14 protein-coding genes are annotated in these 15,158 nt (G+C 63.3%); 6 read left to right on the top strand and 8 right to left on the bottom strand.

The features are described from left to right. Positions 1-3 precede the first annotated feature (3 nt). From gatB to BX591_RS18705, 3 genes are all read left to right on the top strand, one after another. On the top strand, positions 4-1,479 hold the full coding sequence (gene gatB, locus BX591_RS18695) for an Asp-tRNA(Asn)/Glu-tRNA(Gln) amidotransferase subunit GatB (RefSeq protein ID WP_111932853.1): 1,476 nt from the start codon (positions 4-6) through the stop codon (positions 1,477-1,479). 148 nt (positions 1,480-1,627) lie between these two features. Next, a complete protein-coding gene (locus tag BX591_RS18700; protein WP_111932854.1) occupies positions 1,628-2,467 on the top strand; it encodes a PPK2 family polyphosphate kinase in 840 nt (279 codons plus the stop codon). A gap of 75 nt (positions 2,468-2,542) precedes the next feature. After that, on the top strand, positions 2,543-3,322 hold the full coding sequence (locus BX591_RS18705) for an exodeoxyribonuclease III (protein WP_111932855.1): 780 nt from the start codon (positions 2,543-2,545) through the stop codon (positions 3,320-3,322). A gap of 27 nt (positions 3,323-3,349) precedes the next feature. Here the strand turns inward: BX591_RS18705 and BX591_RS36540 are convergent, their stop codons facing one another. The 7 genes from BX591_RS36540 to argB all read right to left on the bottom strand — a co-directional run bounded on the left by BX591_RS36540 (position 3,350) and on the right by argB (position 10,794). Continuing rightward, positions 3,350-4,669 carry a M48 family metallopeptidase gene (locus BX591_RS36540; RefSeq protein ID WP_167444583.1) on the bottom strand — a complete coding sequence of 440 codons (1,320 nt, stop codon included), beginning with the start codon at positions 4,667-4,669 and terminating at the stop codon, positions 3,350-3,352. Then, positions 4,651-6,045 (bottom strand): AmpG family muropeptide MFS transporter, encoded by a 1,395-nt coding sequence (locus tag BX591_RS18720; protein WP_111932857.1) that lies wholly within the window; start codon positions 6,043-6,045, stop codon positions 4,651-4,653. The genes BX591_RS36540 and BX591_RS18720 overlap by 19 nt, the downstream gene beginning before the upstream one ends. A gap of 15 nt (positions 6,046-6,060) precedes the next feature. After that, on the bottom strand, positions 6,061-6,669 hold the full coding sequence (gene metW / locus BX591_RS18725; protein WP_105511663.1) for a methionine biosynthesis protein MetW: 609 nt from the start codon (positions 6,667-6,669) through the stop codon (positions 6,061-6,063). Beyond that, positions 6,666-7,811, bottom strand: a complete 1,146-nt coding sequence (gene metX, locus BX591_RS18730) for a homoserine O-succinyltransferase MetX (RefSeq protein ID WP_111932858.1) — start codon at positions 7,809-7,811, stop codon at positions 6,666-6,668. The genes metW and metX overlap by 4 nt, the downstream gene beginning before the upstream one ends. Positions 7,812-8,130: 319 nt before the next feature. Further along, a complete protein-coding gene (gene slmA, locus BX591_RS18735) occupies positions 8,131-8,865 on the bottom strand; it encodes a nucleoid occlusion factor SlmA (RefSeq protein ID WP_111932859.1) in 735 nt (244 codons plus the stop codon). Beyond that, positions 8,832-9,635, bottom strand: a complete 804-nt coding sequence (locus tag BX591_RS18740) for an HAD-IA family hydrolase (RefSeq protein WP_111932860.1) — start codon at positions 9,633-9,635, stop codon at positions 8,832-8,834. The genes slmA and BX591_RS18740 overlap by 34 nt, the downstream gene beginning before the upstream one ends. Positions 9,636-9,894: 259 nt before the next feature. Continuing rightward, positions 9,895-10,794, bottom strand: coding sequence for an acetylglutamate kinase (gene argB, locus BX591_RS18745; RefSeq protein WP_035554096.1), 900 nt, complete (start codon positions 10,792-10,794; stop codon positions 9,895-9,897). A 270-nt stretch (positions 10,795-11,064) separates the two neighbouring features. Between argB and BX591_RS18750 the strand changes: the two genes are divergently transcribed. After that, the gene (locus tag BX591_RS18750) at positions 11,065-11,292 is read left to right on the top strand and encodes a cysteine-rich CWC family protein (protein WP_111932861.1); all 228 of its coding nucleotides are present in this window, start codon (positions 11,065-11,067) and stop codon (positions 11,290-11,292) included. A gap of 102 nt (positions 11,293-11,394) precedes the next feature. Here the strand turns inward: BX591_RS18750 and BX591_RS18755 are convergent, their stop codons facing one another. After that, on the bottom strand, positions 11,395-13,032 hold the full coding sequence (locus tag BX591_RS18755) for a tetratricopeptide repeat protein (RefSeq protein ID WP_111932862.1): 1,638 nt from the start codon (positions 13,030-13,032) through the stop codon (positions 11,395-11,397). A 128-nt stretch (positions 13,033-13,160) separates the two neighbouring features. On the opposite strand from BX591_RS18755, the gene BX591_RS18760 reads away from it, so the two are divergent. Together BX591_RS18760 and BX591_RS18765 are read left to right on the top strand one after the other, a co-directional pair. Further along, positions 13,161-14,471 (top strand): ATP-binding protein, encoded by a 1,311-nt coding sequence (locus BX591_RS18760; protein WP_111932863.1) that lies wholly within the window; start codon positions 13,161-13,163, stop codon positions 14,469-14,471. Continuing rightward, entirely contained in the window at positions 14,468-15,010 is a 543-nt protein-coding gene (locus tag BX591_RS18765; RefSeq protein ID WP_007179684.1) for a response regulator transcription factor, read from the top strand. The genes BX591_RS18760 and BX591_RS18765 overlap by 4 nt, the downstream gene beginning before the upstream one ends. Positions 15,011-15,158: the final 148 nt, after the last annotated feature.

Consider the following 15,158-nt stretch of genomic DNA (forward strand, 5'->3'; position numbering starts at 1 on the left):
ACCATGACCAAGCAATGGGAAGTCGTGATCGGTCTGGAGACCCACACGCAACTGTCGACGCAATCGAAGATTTTCTCGGGCTCGCCCACGCAGTTCGGCGCCGAGCCGAACACGCAAGCCAGCCCCGTCGATCTGGCGTTGCCGGGCACCTTGCCGGTGATGAACCGCGGCGCGGTGGAGCGCGCAATTCAATTCGGCCTCGCGATCGGCGCGACGGTCGCGCCGCGCAGCATCTTCGCGCGTAAGAATTATTTCTACCCCGATCTGCCGAAGGGCTATCAGATCAGCCAGTACGAAATCCCCGTCGTCCAGGGCGGCCAGGTGACGATTCAGGTGCCGGCCAATGAAAAGACCGGCAAGGAAGCGTACGAGAAGGTCGTCAACCTGACGCGCGCTCACCTCGAGGAAGACGCGGGCAAGTCGCTGCACGAAGATTTCGCGGGCATGACCGGCATCGACCTGAATCGCGCGGGCACGCCGCTGCTCGAAATCGTCACCGAGCCGGAAATGCGCAGCGCGGCTGAAGCGGTTGCGTACGCCAAGACGCTGCACACGCTCGTCACGTGGCTCGGTATCTGCGACGGCAACATGCAGGAAGGCTCGTTCCGCTGCGACGCGAACGTGTCGGTGCGCCCGGTCGGCCAGGCGGAATTCGGCACGCGTGCCGAGATCAAGAATCTGAACTCGTTCCGCTTCCTCGAAGAAGCGATCCAGTACGAAGTGCGCCGTCAGATCGAACTGATCGAAGACGGCGGCACGGTGGTGCAGGAAACGCGTCTGTACGATCCGGACAAGCGCGAAACGCGCTCCATGCGCAGCAAGGAAGACGCGCACGATTACCGCTATTTCCCCGATCCCGATCTGATGCCGCTCGTGATCGACGCCGCATGGATCGAGCGCGTGAAGAGCGAGATGACCGAGCTGCCGGAGGCGATTCAGCAGCGCTTCGTGTCGCAATACGGTCTGACGCCGTACGACGCGAACGTGCTGACGTCGAGCAAGGCAATGGCCGCGTATTACGAGGCGGTGGTCGTCAAGGTCGGCCCGGCGCACGCGAAGGTCGCGGCGAACTGGCTGATGGGCGAAGTGTCGTCGCAACTGAATCGCGAAGGCCTGGACATCGCGTCGAGCCCGGTGTCGGCCGCGCAACTCGCGCTGCTGTTGCAACGCATTGCCGACGGCACGATCTCGAACAAGATCGCCAAGGAAATTTTCGTCGCGATCTGGGACGAGAAGGCGACCGACGAAGCCGCCGCCGACCGCATCATCGAGTCGAAAGGCCTGAAGCAGATTTCGGACACCGGCGCGCTGGAAGCGATCCTCGACGACGTGCTCGCCGCGAATCCGAAGTCGGTCGAAGAATTCCGCGCCGGCAAGGAAAAGGCCTTCAACGCGTTGATCGGCCAGGCGATGAAAGCGACCAAGGGCAAGGCCAATCCGGCGCAGGTGAATGAACTGCTGAAGAAGAAGCTGTCCTGAGTTGAATTTTAGTTGACCAGAACCGGCTCGGGCTTCGCGCTCGGGCCACCGCGGGCTGTTGCCGGAAACGAAAGTAAGGCAGCGGCCCGTTTTATTTTGCGGGCTCTGGTTTTGCCTGCCCGTTGAACGCAGATCACGGAGTGTGTGGATGGCGAAGCAACCCGAACTCGACGATTTCCGCGTGCCGTTTTTCGAAGACGGCAAAAAAAACAGCAAGTTCTCGCTCGACGCTTTCGACCCGGCGTCCAAGCCATTTTCGACCGGATCGAAAGACGCCGACAAGGCACGTTTGTCGGAGATCGGTGAGAAGCTCGATCAGCAACAGGAGCGCCTGCATTCGCAGCAGAAGCGCCGCGTGCTGCTGGTGTTGCAAGGCATGGACACGAGCGGCAAGGACGGCACGATCCGCGCGGTGTTTCACGAAGTCGATCCGCTCGGGCTGCGCATCGTGCCGTTCAAGGCGCCCACGCCTGTCGAACTCGCGCACGACTTTCTGTGGCGCGTGCACTCGCAAGCACCTGCCGCCGGCGAGCTGACCATCTTCAACCGCAGCCACTACGAAGACCTGCTGGTGCCGACCGTGCTCGGCACGCTGGACGCGAAAGCGTTCGAGGCGCGTTGTCGTCACATTCGCCAGTTCGAAGCGTTGCTGGCCGATAGCGGCACGACGATCATCAAGTGCATGCTGCACATTTCGAAAGACGAGCAGCGCGCGCGGCTGCAGGCGCGTATCGACGATCCGAGCAAGCACTGGAAGTTCGACGTGTCCGATCTGGAAGCGCGCAAGCAGTGGGACGCCTATCAATCCGCGTATCGCGACGCGCTGGCGGCGACCTCGACGGATTACGCGCCGTGGTACGTGATTCCGGCCGACTCGAAGACGCATCGCAACGTGATGGTCGCGGAGTTGCTGCTGCGCACCTTCGAAACGTTGCAGCTCGACTATCCGCCGGCCAAGGAATCGCTGAAGGGCGTCAAGGTCGAGTGACCCTGCGCTTTTACGCCTGAAGCGCCTTAAACGCCTGAAGGCACCTCAAACGAATCGAACACAAAAAGGAACGACATGTTGCGTGTGATTACCGCCAACCTGAACGGCATCCGCTCAGCGGCGAAGAAGGGTTTTTTCGACTGGTTCGGCGAACAGAAAGCCGACGTGCTGTGCGTGCAGGAAATCAAATGCTCGCAAGACGACATGACGCCGGAATTCATGGCTCCGCACAACTTCACCGGCTATTTCCAGCATGCGGTGAAAAAGGGCTACAGCGGCGCGGGCGTGTACACCCGGCATGAACCGGATGAGGTGATCATCGGTTTCGGTAGCAAGGAATTCGATCCGGAAGGGCGCTATGTCGAACTGCGTTTCGGCAAGCTCTCGGTGATTTCGGTCTACGTGCCGTCCGGTTCGAGCGGTGAGGAGCGCCAGCAGGCCAAGTTCCGCTTCATGGACGAGTTCATGCCGCATCTCGCGGAACTGGCCAGGGAGCGCGAGGTGATCGTGTGCGGCGACGTGAATATCGTCCACAAGGAAATCGACATCAAGAACTGGAAGAGCAACCAGAAGAACTCGGGTTGCCTGCCAGAAGAGCGCGCGTGGCTCGACACGCTGTTCGATGAATTGGGTTACGTCGACGTGTTCCGTACGCTCGATCAGCGGCCGGAACAGTACACGTGGTGGAGCAATCGCGGTCAGGCGTACGCGAAGAACGTGGGGTGGCGGATCGACTATCAGATCGCGACGCCGGGCATTGCGAGCAAGGCGAAGCGTACCGACGTGTTCCGCGATATCAAGTTCAGCGACCACGCGCCGCTGACCGTCGACTACGACCATAAGGTCAAGAAGTAACGCAGCGAGTGGCTCGCTCGGGTTAATTCAGTCGCGCGGTACTTTGCGCCGCGGACGACCCATGCCGGCGTAGTCCGGCAGCGCATCGACACTCTTGCCGATGGCTTTCGCATACAGCGGTAGCATATCCGGCAAGCGCTTGATGATGTCCTGGCGGCGCGCCGGCGTGTACGGATGCACGTAGATAAAGCCTTGATTGCGGTTGCTTTGCGTCGCCGCCGCCAGCTTGTCCCACAGCGTGACGGCCGCGCGCGGATCGTAACCGGCGCGCGAGGCGATATCGCTGCCGATCACGTCGGCTTCGGTTTCGTCGGTGTTCGCGTACTTCATTTCCAGCAGGCGCGAGCCGATGCCGAGCGGCGCGGCGCCGAGATCGGCAAGGCCGAATAGCTGCGGAATCGTGCCCGACGAATCGAGCTGGCTGGCCTGTAACTGGCCGAGACGCTCGCGGGCATGTTCGCGCAACGCATGCGCGATCTCATGGCCGATCAGCATGCCGAGTTCGTTGTCGTTCAGGCGAGCGCGGTCGAGCAGGCCGCCGTACACGACGATCTTGCCGCCCGGCAGACAGTACATGCGGATATCGGGCGAACGCACCACCGCCACTTCCCATTTCCAGTTCTTCGCCCGCTCGTTCCATTTGAGCGAGTAGGGAATCAATTTGTCGACGATCGAGCGCACGCGCGTGACGTGCGCGTCGGTGTCGCCGTACAGGCGGTTCGCGTGCTCCGCGCCGTAGGCGATCTGGCTGAACTCTTCGGCGGCTTGCGCCTCGAGTACCGGCGACGGGATCAGGTTGCGGAACACCATGTAGCCGCCGTACCGCAACTGCGGACTCGAACTGTACGAGCCGGCGGCGTTGGTGGCCGGCATCGTGTTGACAGCGGGCGCTTTTGCGGCGGCTGCGGCGGCTGCCGGGGTCGAGGTGGCGGCGGGTGTGCGCGCGGTGACCGGCGGCGCGGATTGTGCCGATGACTGCGTCGACGAGTTCGGTGCGGCGGTGGCGGGTGCGCTGCCGGCGGTGGCAGCGCTAGTCGCGCCTGGCGCTGCGGATGTCACGCTCTCGGGACTGGTCGCACCGGCGGCGGACTTGCCCGCCGGCGCGGCAGCGGTGGCGGCTGTGGCCGGCGTTGGCGACGTTGCCGTTGCGCCGGGCGCGCTGTTGGCGACCGCCGGCATGGCTGTCGCGTAGGCACTTAGCGGCGTCGCCGCTGTCGCCAGGCTGGCACAGATGAACGTCAACGATGCGCGCAACGCTGTGCTGCGGGTTTTGCGGGAAGAAGCGCGAGCGCTCGCGCTATCGGCCGCCTGCGTGGAAAAACGCGCCCTCACGACCGGGTTCTCCACGGCGCGATGCGCAACAGCAGCACCATGCCGGGCAGTGCGAGCGCGGTGCAGACGAGGAAATAATCGAACCATCCGATTTTCGCGACCACATAACCGCTCGCTGCCGACGCCAGCGTGCGCGGCACCGAAGCGAGACTCGTGAACAGCGCGAACTGCGTGGCGGTGTAGCGCGGGTCGGTGGTGCTGGCGATATAGGCGGTGAAGGCTGCCATGGTCAGCCCGGTGGCGAAGGTTTCGAGGCCGTAGACGAGCGCCAGCGCGACCGAGCGCGGTTCGAGCTGCACGGTCCAGTCGATGCCCACCAGCGCCAGCAGCTTCGTCGTCCCTTGGCTCACCCACACGGCGATGTCGTAAATCGCGGCGAGGCCGGGCGAAGCCGGCCCGAGATGCGCAAGCCATGCAAAGCCGAGCGTCGACACCATCTGCAGAATGCCGAAGATCCACAGGCCGCGGCCAATGCCGATCTTCATCAGCCAGATGCCGCCGACGATCCCACCCGCGAGACTCGCGCCGAACGCAGTGGTCTTCGCGACCACGCCGATCTGCGTGCGCGAAAAGCCGATATCGAGAAAGAACGACGTGGACAGCGTGGTCGCCATCGTGTCGCCGAGCTTGTACAGAAAGATGAAGCCGAGCACGAACAGCGCGCCGCGCCAGCCGTCGCGCTGAATAAATTCACGAAACGGCTGCACGATCGCCTCGCGCAGATTCCTGGGTGGCGTGCCGTGCACTTCAGGCTCGCGCACCACCAGCGTCATGACCATGCCCGGCAGCATGAACGCCGCGGTCACCATGAACACGGTGGTCCACGGCAGATGGTCCGACAGGATCAGCGCTAGCGAACCCGGCACCAGCGCCGCGATCTTGTACGCGTTCACATGCACCGCGTTGCCGAGACCTTGTTGCGTATCGCTTAGCAATTCACGCCGGTAGGCGTCGATCACGATGTCCTGGCTCGCGCCGAAAAACGCGACCAGCGCCGTCAGTGCAGCCACCGTCCAGATCGAATCGCGCGGCGACACGAACCCCAGACACGCGATCGCGCCGGCGACCAGAATCTGCGTGACCAGCATCCAGCCGCGCCGTCTGCCTGGCTGCCAGCCGGGAAAACGCGGCACGTAGCGGTCCATCAGCGGCGCCCAGACGAATTTCCAGGTGTAGGGGAACTGGATCAGCGCGAACAGGCCGATTTCCTTCAGATTGACGCCTTCGGAGCGTAGCCACGCCTGCACCAGATAGACGAGCGTGAACAGCGGCAATCCCGACGTAAAGCCGAGAAAGACGCAGATCAGCATGCGGGTATTCAGAAACGCGCGCCAGCCGGGATGTTCTTCGTGAGCGGTAAGTGCAGGCGCCTCGTGCGGCGGGTTCGACATGTGGATAACTTGGTGTTAGCTTTTCTTGACGCGATAGACCGCAAGACTACCACGCCAGTTCACGCCCCAACGCACCACCTGGCCGTCGTGCAGCACGACCCGATCCAGAATCTCGATGCCCACTTCCGGCGCCAGCGCCTCGAAGTCCTCGATGGTCAGCACCCGCACGTTCGGCGTGTTGTGCCACTGATAAGGCAGCGACTTCGACACCGGCATACGCCCCTTCAACACCGACAACCGGTGCGCCCAGTAACCGAAATTCGGAAACGACACGATGCATTCCTTGCCGACCCGCACGGTCTCGCGCAGGATCGCCGCGGTCTGATGGATGGTCTGCAGCGTCTGCGACAGAATCGCGAAATCGAAGCTGCGGTCTTCGAACAGGCGCAGGCCGTCTTCCAGATTCTGCTGGATCACGTTGACGCCGTTTTGCGTCGACGCCAGCACGCCGGCGTCGTTGATCTCGATGCCGTAGCCCTGCACGTCCAGTTCCTCGGTCAGCAGCGACAGCAGCGAGCCGTCGCCGCAGCCGAGGTCCAGCACCGTGGCACGCGGCTCGACCCAGCGGGCGATCGCGCGGAAGTCCGGGCGCAACGCCAGATAATCTAGTGCTCGCTGGTTCATGCGTTCACCTCGTTCGCGATACGTTCGTAATAGGCGCGCATCACGTTGTGATAGCGCGCGTCGTCGAGCAGGAAGGCGTCGTGGCCGTGCGGTGCGTCGATTTCCGCGTAGGTGACGGTGCGCTTGTGGTCGAGCAGCGCCTTCACCAGTTCGCGCGAGCGAGCCGGCGCGAAACGCCAGTCGGTCTTGAAACTGGCAATCAGGTATTTGGCGGTGGTGTGTGCGACCGCCTTCGTCAGATCGCCGTCGAAGGCCTTGGCCGGATCGAAATAGTCGAGCGCGCGCGTGATCAGCAGATACGTGTTGGCGTCGAAATAGTCGGCGAATTTGTCGCCCTGATAGCGCAGGTACGACTCCACTTCGAACTCCACGTCGAAGTTGAAGTTGTACGCATCCACCGCGCCTTCCGCACGACGCAACGAGCGGCCGAATTTTTCGGCCATGTCGTCGTCGGAGAGATACGTGATGTGGCCGATCATGCGCGCGACGCGCAAGCCGCGCTTCGGCTTCACGTTGTGCGCGTAGTAGTTGCCGCCGTGGAAGTCGGGGTCCGACAGGATCGCCGAGCGCGCCACCTCGTTGAACGCGATGTTCTGCGCCGACAGCTTCGGCGTGGACGCAACCACGATGCAATGTGCCACGCGCTCCGGATACATCACGCTCCACGCCAGTGCCTGCATGCCGCCGAGGCTGCCGCCCATGACCGCGGCGAAACGCGTAATGCCGAACTGATCGGCGACGCGCGCCTGGGCGTTGACCCAGTCTTCCACCGTCACGACCGGGAATGCCGCGCCGTACGGATGCCCGGTGGAGGGATCGATGCTCATCGGTCCGGTCGAGCCGAAGCACGACCCGAGATTATTCACGCCGATCACGAAGAACCTGTCGGTGTCGAGCGGTTTGCCCGGGCCGACCATGTTGTCCCACCAGCCGACGTCTTTCGGATTGTCCTCGTACACGCCTGCCACGTGGTGCGACGCGTTGAGCGCGTGACACACGAGCACAGCATTGCTGCGCGCGGCGTTGAGCGTGCCGTAGGTCTCGACCATCAGGTCGTAATCGGCCAGCGACGTGCCGTTCTGCAACTGCAGAGGCTCGCTGAAATGCATTTTTTGGGGAGCGACGATACCGATCGATTCCATTCATTCCGCCGTTTAACAGATACAGGGCGGCTAGATGGCGTCGGCGAGGCACGGAGGAGACGGCTGTGTGCGCGGCTGACGACCTCTTTAGCCGCATTTATAGTGAACCGTGGGAGAAACTCCCGGCAGTTCGCGCGCCCGCAATCGAGTCAGCAAATCGGCGCGTGATAGGTATTCAAGGTGTTCAGGGTGCTGCGGAAAGCGGCTTGGGAGGCGCCTGAAAGGCATCCGGCGGCCGCAGTCAGGCGCAAAGTATAGCGGAAAATCCGGAGCGACAGCGTCGCCGGCGCGGCCCGCTCAACGCCACGCGCCGCGTGGACTACTGAAGAATCAGCAGGATTTGCGCATCGGCGTGTTCGGCGGGCAGGCGCACAAAACCGCTGCGCACATACCGATGCCAGCGTCCGATGATGTAGCTCAGCAGCAGGCTCGCGCGAATCGTGGGATCGTAGCCGGCGGGTAGCGCGGCGGAGGTGTGTGCCGGCGCTTGCGGGTGGTTTTCGGCCGCGTCTATGACTGCAGTTGCGCTCTCGTTGCCGGTCGCCTCCATTTGGGCGAGCCGCAGACATTGTTTCAGCGACGCCTCCACCCGCTCCAGCATCTGGTTGACGCGCTCGGTCAGCCGTTCATGCTCGCCGACCAGCGCCTCGCAGGTGAGCACGCGTGTCATGCCGGGATTCTTCGCGGGAAAATTGAGCAGCATCAACGCGATCGCGCGGGCCTGCAGCACGCCATTGCTTTCCTTGCCGACGATCTGGTTGATCAGCCCAAAGACAGTCTGTTCGATGAACTCGATCAGCCCTTCGAACATTTGCGCCTTGCTGGCGAAATGACGATACAACGCGGCTTCGGATACGCCCAGCCGGGCGGCGAGCGCCGCCGTGGTGATTTTTTCGCTTTTCGGCGCTTCCAGCATGGCGGCGAGCGTCTGCAGGATATGCACGCGGCGCTCGCCCGGCTTCAGGCGCTGCGCGCGCGAAGCGGCCGCCGCCACGGGTTCGTGCTCCGGTTCGTGTTCGGCTAAGGCTTCGTCAGGCTTGTCGATCGGCTGCATGGCTGTCGTCCCGTCTGCTGTCCCTTCAATCGAACCGAGCGGGTGCCCAGTCGTAGCGATTTTAACGAACGAATGGACTGATCGACATAGTGCGGCCGACCCGTGCCCGGCAGACGCGTCGGCACGCCGTCCACATGCGGCTTGCGCGGCAGATGGCCGGTGATCCACACGGTGCGAATGCCCAGACGCCGGTAGTGCTTCAGATGCGAGCGCGTGTCTTCCACGAGTATTACGTCTTTCAAGGCAACGTGGGCGTCGCGCATGGTCTTGCGCAGCATGGCGTGGTCGGGCTTGGCGCGCCAGCGGCGGCGATCGGCCATGTGCTCGATCGCGATCACCTGTTCGAACAGGCGCTCGATGCGCAGTTCCGCCAGCACCGCGCGCGCATACGCTTCGGGCGCGTTGGTCAGCACGATCTTGCGGCCCGGCAGCGCCGCGACCAGACGCGCCACGCCGCGTTCGTAGCGGATCATCGAGCCGAGATCCGGGAACGTGTGCACGAACTTCAGGAAATCGTGCGGATCGAGTGGATGGTGCCGCGTGAGGCCGAGCAGTGCCGCGCCGTAGCGCTGCGTATAGACGCGGCGCATGCGGTTCGCTTCGTCGACATCCACGTTCAGCGTGTCGATGATGTACCGATTCATGCCCTGATTGATCGCCGGAAAGATGGCGTGCGAGGCGTGGTGCAGGGTGTTGTCGAGATCGAACAACCAGACCGGTTTGCCACCGGCGATATGCGGACGGCGGCGCCGCGAAGTGGGAGTGCGCATGAGGTGCGGCGCCGTTCAGGCGCGAAGTGTCGCGTCAGGCAGCGAACGTTTGCGGTTCGCGCCACTGGCGGCGAGATGAGAGGGGGATGTGCTGGAGCGTCTTGCTGGCGCGTTGCGAGCCGCCGTGACGTAGGGTCGTGAAGCGCGGCCTTGAGCTGTTTTGAGTTCTGCTCTGAACCTCGCGGTCGCGGAACACAACTGCACGGCACATAGTGCACGCCGTTACGACATGCGCTATGTACCGGGATTGAGGCAGGATTCAATGCGAGCGGATCATCGTGCCGAACGGCTGTTCGGTGAGAATTTCCAGCAGCACCGAGTGCTCGATGCGACCGTCGATGATGTGTACCGAGCGCACGCCGCTCTTGGCCGCGTCCAGCGCCGACGAAATTTTCGGCAACATGCCGCCTGAGATCGTGCCGTCGGCGAACAGACCGTCGATTTCGCGCGCGGACAGGTCGGTCAGCAAATTGCCTTCTTTGTCCATCACGCCCGGAATGTTGGTCATCATCACGAGCTTTTCGGCGTTCAGTACAACCGCCAGTTTGCCCGCGACCAGATCCGCGTTGATGTTGTACGACAGGCCGTCTTCGCCGAAGCCGATCGGCGAGATGACGGGAATGAACGCGTCGTCTTGCAGCGCTTTCACCACCGCCGGGTTGATCGCCTCGACCTCGCCGACCTGGCCGATGTCGACGTACTGGCCCGGGTTGTCGCGGTCCGGCATCAGCATCTTGCGCGCGTGGATCAGGCCGCCGTCTTTGCCGGTGAGACCGACCGCGTGGCCGCCGAAATGGTTGATCAGCGTGACGATGTCTTGTTGCACCTCGCCGCCGAGCACCCATTCGACGACTTCCATGGTCTCTTCGTCGGTGACGCGCATGCCCTGGATGAACGTGCCCTGTTTGCCGATCTTCTTCAGCGCCGTGTCGATCTGCGGGCCGCCGCCGTGGACGATGACCGGATTGATGCCGACCAGCTTCAGCAGAATCACGTCGCGCGCGAAGCCCTGCTTGAGACGCTCCTCGGTCATGGCGTTGCCGCCGTATTTGATCACCACGGTCTTACCGTGATATTGACGAATGTAAGGCAGCGCCTCGGCCAGGATTTCAGCCTTCAGGGTGGGCGCGATCTGCGAAAGGTCGGGAAGCTCGGACATGGCGGCAGGCTCAGGCACGGACAGTTAAAACACGGCGAATTGTACAGGACTGGCGCGCTGCAACAGGGTTTTCGACAGCGGCGCCGGTGGCGGGCGGCGCGGCTTTTTGCGCACCGCGCCATGACGGCCCGCGAATGCCGGCCGACCATCAAGCCTAACGCGGTTCGAAGGCGTTTGTGTATTAGCCGAATGGACGACTAACGGCGCTTCGCCGGTAGTGGCATCATCTGCGGATCGATGCCTGATTCAGCGCGTTTATCCGGGCCTGCCATGAAACTTTCCGCCTCCCGCCACGAAAGCAGCGCGCGCTGTCCGCGCTGCGGTAACGCGTTCGATTGCTCGATGCATGCGCAGCCGTTCGACTGCTGGTGCCGAGAAATGCCGTCGTTGCCGGCGGAGCGGCTGGATCCGGCCGGCGGATGCTTGTGTCCGGAGTGCCTCGCGGCAGAGATTGCGCGAGCGACTCATGGGCGGCCCTCCGGCGGTGCTTTGCCGTGAGGTTGCAGGACGGCGACGGGCTGACGGCGGCGCCCAGGACTTGCGGACGATCCGTCGGTAGCCGACTGACGAGTCGCCCGTAGCCCGCCCGTAGTAACGTGCTTACGACGCAGAATGCCCGGCCGCGAGCGCGCTCAGGTCACGGGCCACGGCTTCCAGTGGCGGTTCCCACTGGCCGAACCGCGGTTGCCGGTACAACGTGGCGCTCGGATACCACGGGCTGTCGCGGCGATCGAGCAGCCAGACCCAGTGCGGATTGACGTCGAGCAGCACCCAGGTGCGCTGCCCGAGCGCACCGCTTAAATGCGCCGCCGACGTGCATGCCGTGATAACGAGGTCGAGCGCGCTCACGAAGGCGGCGGTGTTGTCGAAGGTGGCGAATTCTGCCGTGTAGTCCGTCATGGCCAAACCGGCGTTTCGAGCTGCCGCCACGTCGGCCTCAGCACCCGGCTGCAGCGAATAGAACGCCACGTTTTGCATTCCGCCGAAATGCGCCGCGTAGCGCTCCCAGCCGACTCGCCGGAATGGATTGCGCTGATGGCCGAGGCTGCCGGTCCACGTCAGTCCGACTTTCAGCCGTGTTTCGCCGGCTAGCCTCCGACGCCACGATTGACTGGCCGTGTCGTCAGCATGCAGATAGGGCGCGCCGGCGGGAATCGTGGCAATGCGCGTGCCGAAGATCAACGGCAGGCTGAGTAGTGGAATCTCATAGTCGAACGGCCGCAGCGATTCCAGATCGACGCCGGTCGAGTAACCGTCCACGTACTGACCGAGACTACGCACGAGCAGGGCGCCCATCTGCGGAAACGAATTCCAGATCACGCGGCCGCCCTCGCGATGCACGCGGTCGGCCAGCATCGGGATATAGCGGCTGAACTGTAGCACGTCGCCCATGCCTTGTTCGCCCCAGACCAGCAGCGTTTTGCCGGCGAGCGGTTCGCCGTGCCACGTCGGTGCGGGTATCGCGGGCCGGTTGCCGCCGAGTTCCGACGAACCGTCCCAGCGTGCCTCGTGTGACTGCCAGCCGTTTGGGCAATCGCCGCGCATCAATTGCAGCATGGCGAGATTCGAGCGCATCGTCGCATTTGAAGGCGCGATCGCGCAGGCGGTTTGGGTGGCCTGTTCGGCCTCTGCCCAGCGTTGCGCTTCGCGTAGCGCCAGCGCATAGTTGTTGTGCGCCAGTGGGCTGAGCGGCGCACATTGCACGGCTTTCGCGCCGGCTTCGAGCGCACGCGGCAGGTCCATGCCGGTGCGACACGCATGCGTGAGATTGGTCCATGCATCGCCCTCGCCGGGTTCGTCCCGCACCGCGCTTTCCAGCAGCGCGAGCTGTTCGCTCGGGTCGCCACCGGTCAGCATTAATGCCCCGGCGAGATTGCTGCGCAGCCGTGGCAAAGTCGGTTCGATGGCAAGTGCGCGGCGGTAAGCGGCAATGGCCTCGCCATGCCGGTTTGCCATTTGCAGAACGTAGCCGAGACGGAAATGCGTCAAAGCGCGACGTGAATCGAGTTGGGCAATAATGGCGGCGAGTTCGATCGCCTCGCCGTGGCGAGCCTGCTCAAGCAACGTGGCGCAGAGCGTTTCAAGCGACCCGTCGTCGAGCGGATGCAACTGGCCTGCGGCGTCGAGCCATCGGGCTTCGGTGTTGGCCGTGTTGTCGTGGCGGGCTGCGGCGGCATGCCGCAGAAAAGTCAGGAAAGCTGATGAGACATCAGCCTCGCAGTCGGAGGTAGGTAGCATGGAAGAGTGGTGCGCCGTTAGAGCCGATGCCGAAGGATTGGCCCGGGCGTCGCTATCGCAAAAAATCCATGGTACCGACGCGAGGCTGCGCAGTAAGTCGGACTAGTCTGAACAGGTACACTCAAGTCATGCATCGAATAACCAACACCGGTCGCGTCAATCTGGGTCATCTGTTCTGGCTGCGTAGTCTGGCCATCATCGGGCAACTGGTGACCATCGCGGTCGTGCAGATCTTTATCGGCGTGCATCTGCCGTTGCCCGCCATGCTGCTCGTGATCGCGCTCGAAGTGATCTTCAACGGACTCACGTGGTGGCGCGTCTCGCAGCAGCGGCCCGAATCCAACATGGAGCTGTTTGGCCAGATCTGGGTCGATCTGGGTGCGTTGTCCGCGCTGCTGTTCCTCTCGGGGGGCACCACCAATCCGTTCGTCTCGCTCTATCTGCCTTCGCTGGCCATTGCCGCAGCCGTGTTGCCATGGCATCTGATGGCGTGGCTCGCGGCGTTCGCCGTGGCCTGCTACGCGGTGCTCGGTTTCGATTCCGTGCCGCTCAATCTCGACAACCCTGCCAACCTGTTCGACTACTATCGCGCCGGCATGTGGGTGAACTTCATGGTCAGCGTGGGACTGATCGCGTGGTTCGTTGCACGTATGTCGCGCGCGCTGCGACTACGTGACGCAGCACTCGGAGATGCGCAGCAGCGCTTGCTTCACGACGAGCGCGCGGTCGCATTGGGTGTGCAGGCGGCCACCGTCGCGCACGAAATCGGCACGCCACTGTCTACAATTGCAATGTTGTCCGAAGAATTGCGCGACGCGGCACGCACCGACAAAGGGCTCGCAGCCTACAGCGCCGATATCGAACTGCTCGAGCAGCAGATGTCGCTGTGCACGTCGGCGCTGGCCAGATTGCGCAGCCGTGCCTCGACGACCACGAGTCGACAGCCCGTCGGCGAATGGCTCGAATCGTTCGGCGAGCAGTGGCGCTTGCGTCATCCGCATGTGAAATTCGAGCGGATCGGTGTGCCGCCGCCCGAGGTCAGTCTTGACGATACCGTGGCCGTCAGTCAGATTCTCACGATTCTGCTCGACAACGCCGCGCGAGCTAGCCGCGATCACGTGACGCTGGCCTGCACGCTGGCGGCGCGAGGCGACCAGATCGTTTTCGAAGTCTGCGACGCGGGGCCCGGCATTCCCGCGACGCTGCGTGGCTCGCTCGGCGCGATGCCGGTGGAGAGCACGCAAGGCGGACATGGCGTGGGTCTCTATCTGGCCTTTTCGGCGGCGGCGCGTTTGAGAGGGTCGATCGATCTGACCGACGTCAGCCCGATCAAGCCGCGTGGCACGCGAGCGCTCCTGAAGCTGCCGCTCGCCGGGCGCAAATTATCAGGCGTGGGCCGTCAAGGCAGCGCGCCATCCAACACGGAGAAACAGGCATGAGCGAAATGAATTTTCTGGTGATCGACGACGATGAGGTGTTCTCCGGCATTCTCGCTCGCGGTCTGACGCGGCGCGGCTATACGGTGAGCGAAGCGCACAACGCGGACGAGGCGATCAAGCTGGCGAATCAGCAGAAATTCAGCCAGATCACGGTAGATCTGCATCTCGGCAACGACTCCGGTCTGACGCTCGTCGCGCCGTTGCGCGATCTGCAACCCGACGCGCGCATGCTGGTGCTGACCGGCTACGCCAGTATCGCCACGGCGGTGCAGGCGGTGAAAGACGGCGCGGACAACTACCTGGCGAAGCCCGCCAACGTCGAGACGATACTGTCGGCGCTGCAAAGCGAGGCGAGCGCGCTGCAGGCGGAAGAGGCGATCGAGCATCCCACGCCGCTGTCGGTGGCGCGTCTGGAGTGGGAGCACATTCAGCGCGTGCTGGCCGAGCACGGCGGCAATATTTCGGCAACGGCGCGCGCGTTGAACATGCATCGCCGGACGTTGCAGCGCAAGCTGGCCAAGCGGCCGGTCAAACAATAAGCAGTAGCGGTAGGCGGGAACAGCTTCGCTCCCGTTTCGACGGGGCAAAAAAGAACGGGCTGCCTGATTAAGGGCAGCCCATTTTTTTGCGATTCACGCCTGATCTACATCAAGCAATCAGCGCGCGAATTGGCCATGCGATATCGGC

Source organism: Paraburkholderia bryophila, from assembly GCF_003269035.1.
In the GTDB taxonomy this organism is placed as follows: Bacteria; Pseudomonadota; Gammaproteobacteria; order Burkholderiales; family Burkholderiaceae; genus Paraburkholderia; species Paraburkholderia bryophila.

Coding starts and splice junctions, on each gene's coding strand:
- BX591_RS18740 (WP_111932860.1), bottom strand. CDS start 9,635: ATGCGCACTCCCACTTCGCGGCGCCGCCGTCCGCATATCGCCGGTGGC.
- slmA (WP_111932859.1), bottom strand. CDS start 8,865: ATGCAGCCGATCGACAAGCCTGACGAAGCCTTAGCCGAACACGAACCG.
- argB (WP_035554096.1), bottom strand. CDS start 10,794: ATGTCCGAGCTTCCCGACCTTTCGCAGATCGCGCCCACCCTGAAGGCT.
- BX591_RS18755 (WP_111932862.1), bottom strand. CDS start 13,032: ATGCTACCTACCTCCGACTGCGAGGCTGATGTCTCATCAGCTTTCCTG.
- BX591_RS18700 (WP_111932854.1), top strand. CDS start 1,628: ATGGCGAAGCAACCCGAACTCGACGATTTCCGCGTGCCGTTTTTCGAA.
- BX591_RS18705 (WP_111932855.1), top strand. CDS start 2,543: ATGTTGCGTGTGATTACCGCCAACCTGAACGGCATCCGCTCAGCGGCG.
- gatB (WP_111932853.1), top strand. CDS start 4: ATGACCAAGCAATGGGAAGTCGTGATCGGTCTGGAGACCCACACGCAA.
- BX591_RS18720 (WP_111932857.1), bottom strand. CDS start 6,045: ATGTCGAACCCGCCGCACGAGGCGCCTGCACTTACCGCTCACGAAGAA.
- BX591_RS18765 (WP_007179684.1), top strand. CDS start 14,468: ATGAGCGAAATGAATTTTCTGGTGATCGACGACGATGAGGTGTTCTCC.
- BX591_RS18750 (WP_111932861.1), top strand. CDS start 11,065: ATGAAACTTTCCGCCTCCCGCCACGAAAGCAGCGCGCGCTGTCCGCGC.
- metX (WP_111932858.1), bottom strand. CDS start 7,811: ATGGAATCGATCGGTATCGTCGCTCCCCAAAAAATGCATTTCAGCGAG.
- BX591_RS18760 (WP_111932863.1), top strand. CDS start 13,161: ATGCATCGAATAACCAACACCGGTCGCGTCAATCTGGGTCATCTGTTC.
- metW (WP_105511663.1), bottom strand. CDS start 6,669: ATGAACCAGCGAGCACTAGATTATCTGGCGTTGCGCCCGGACTTCCGC.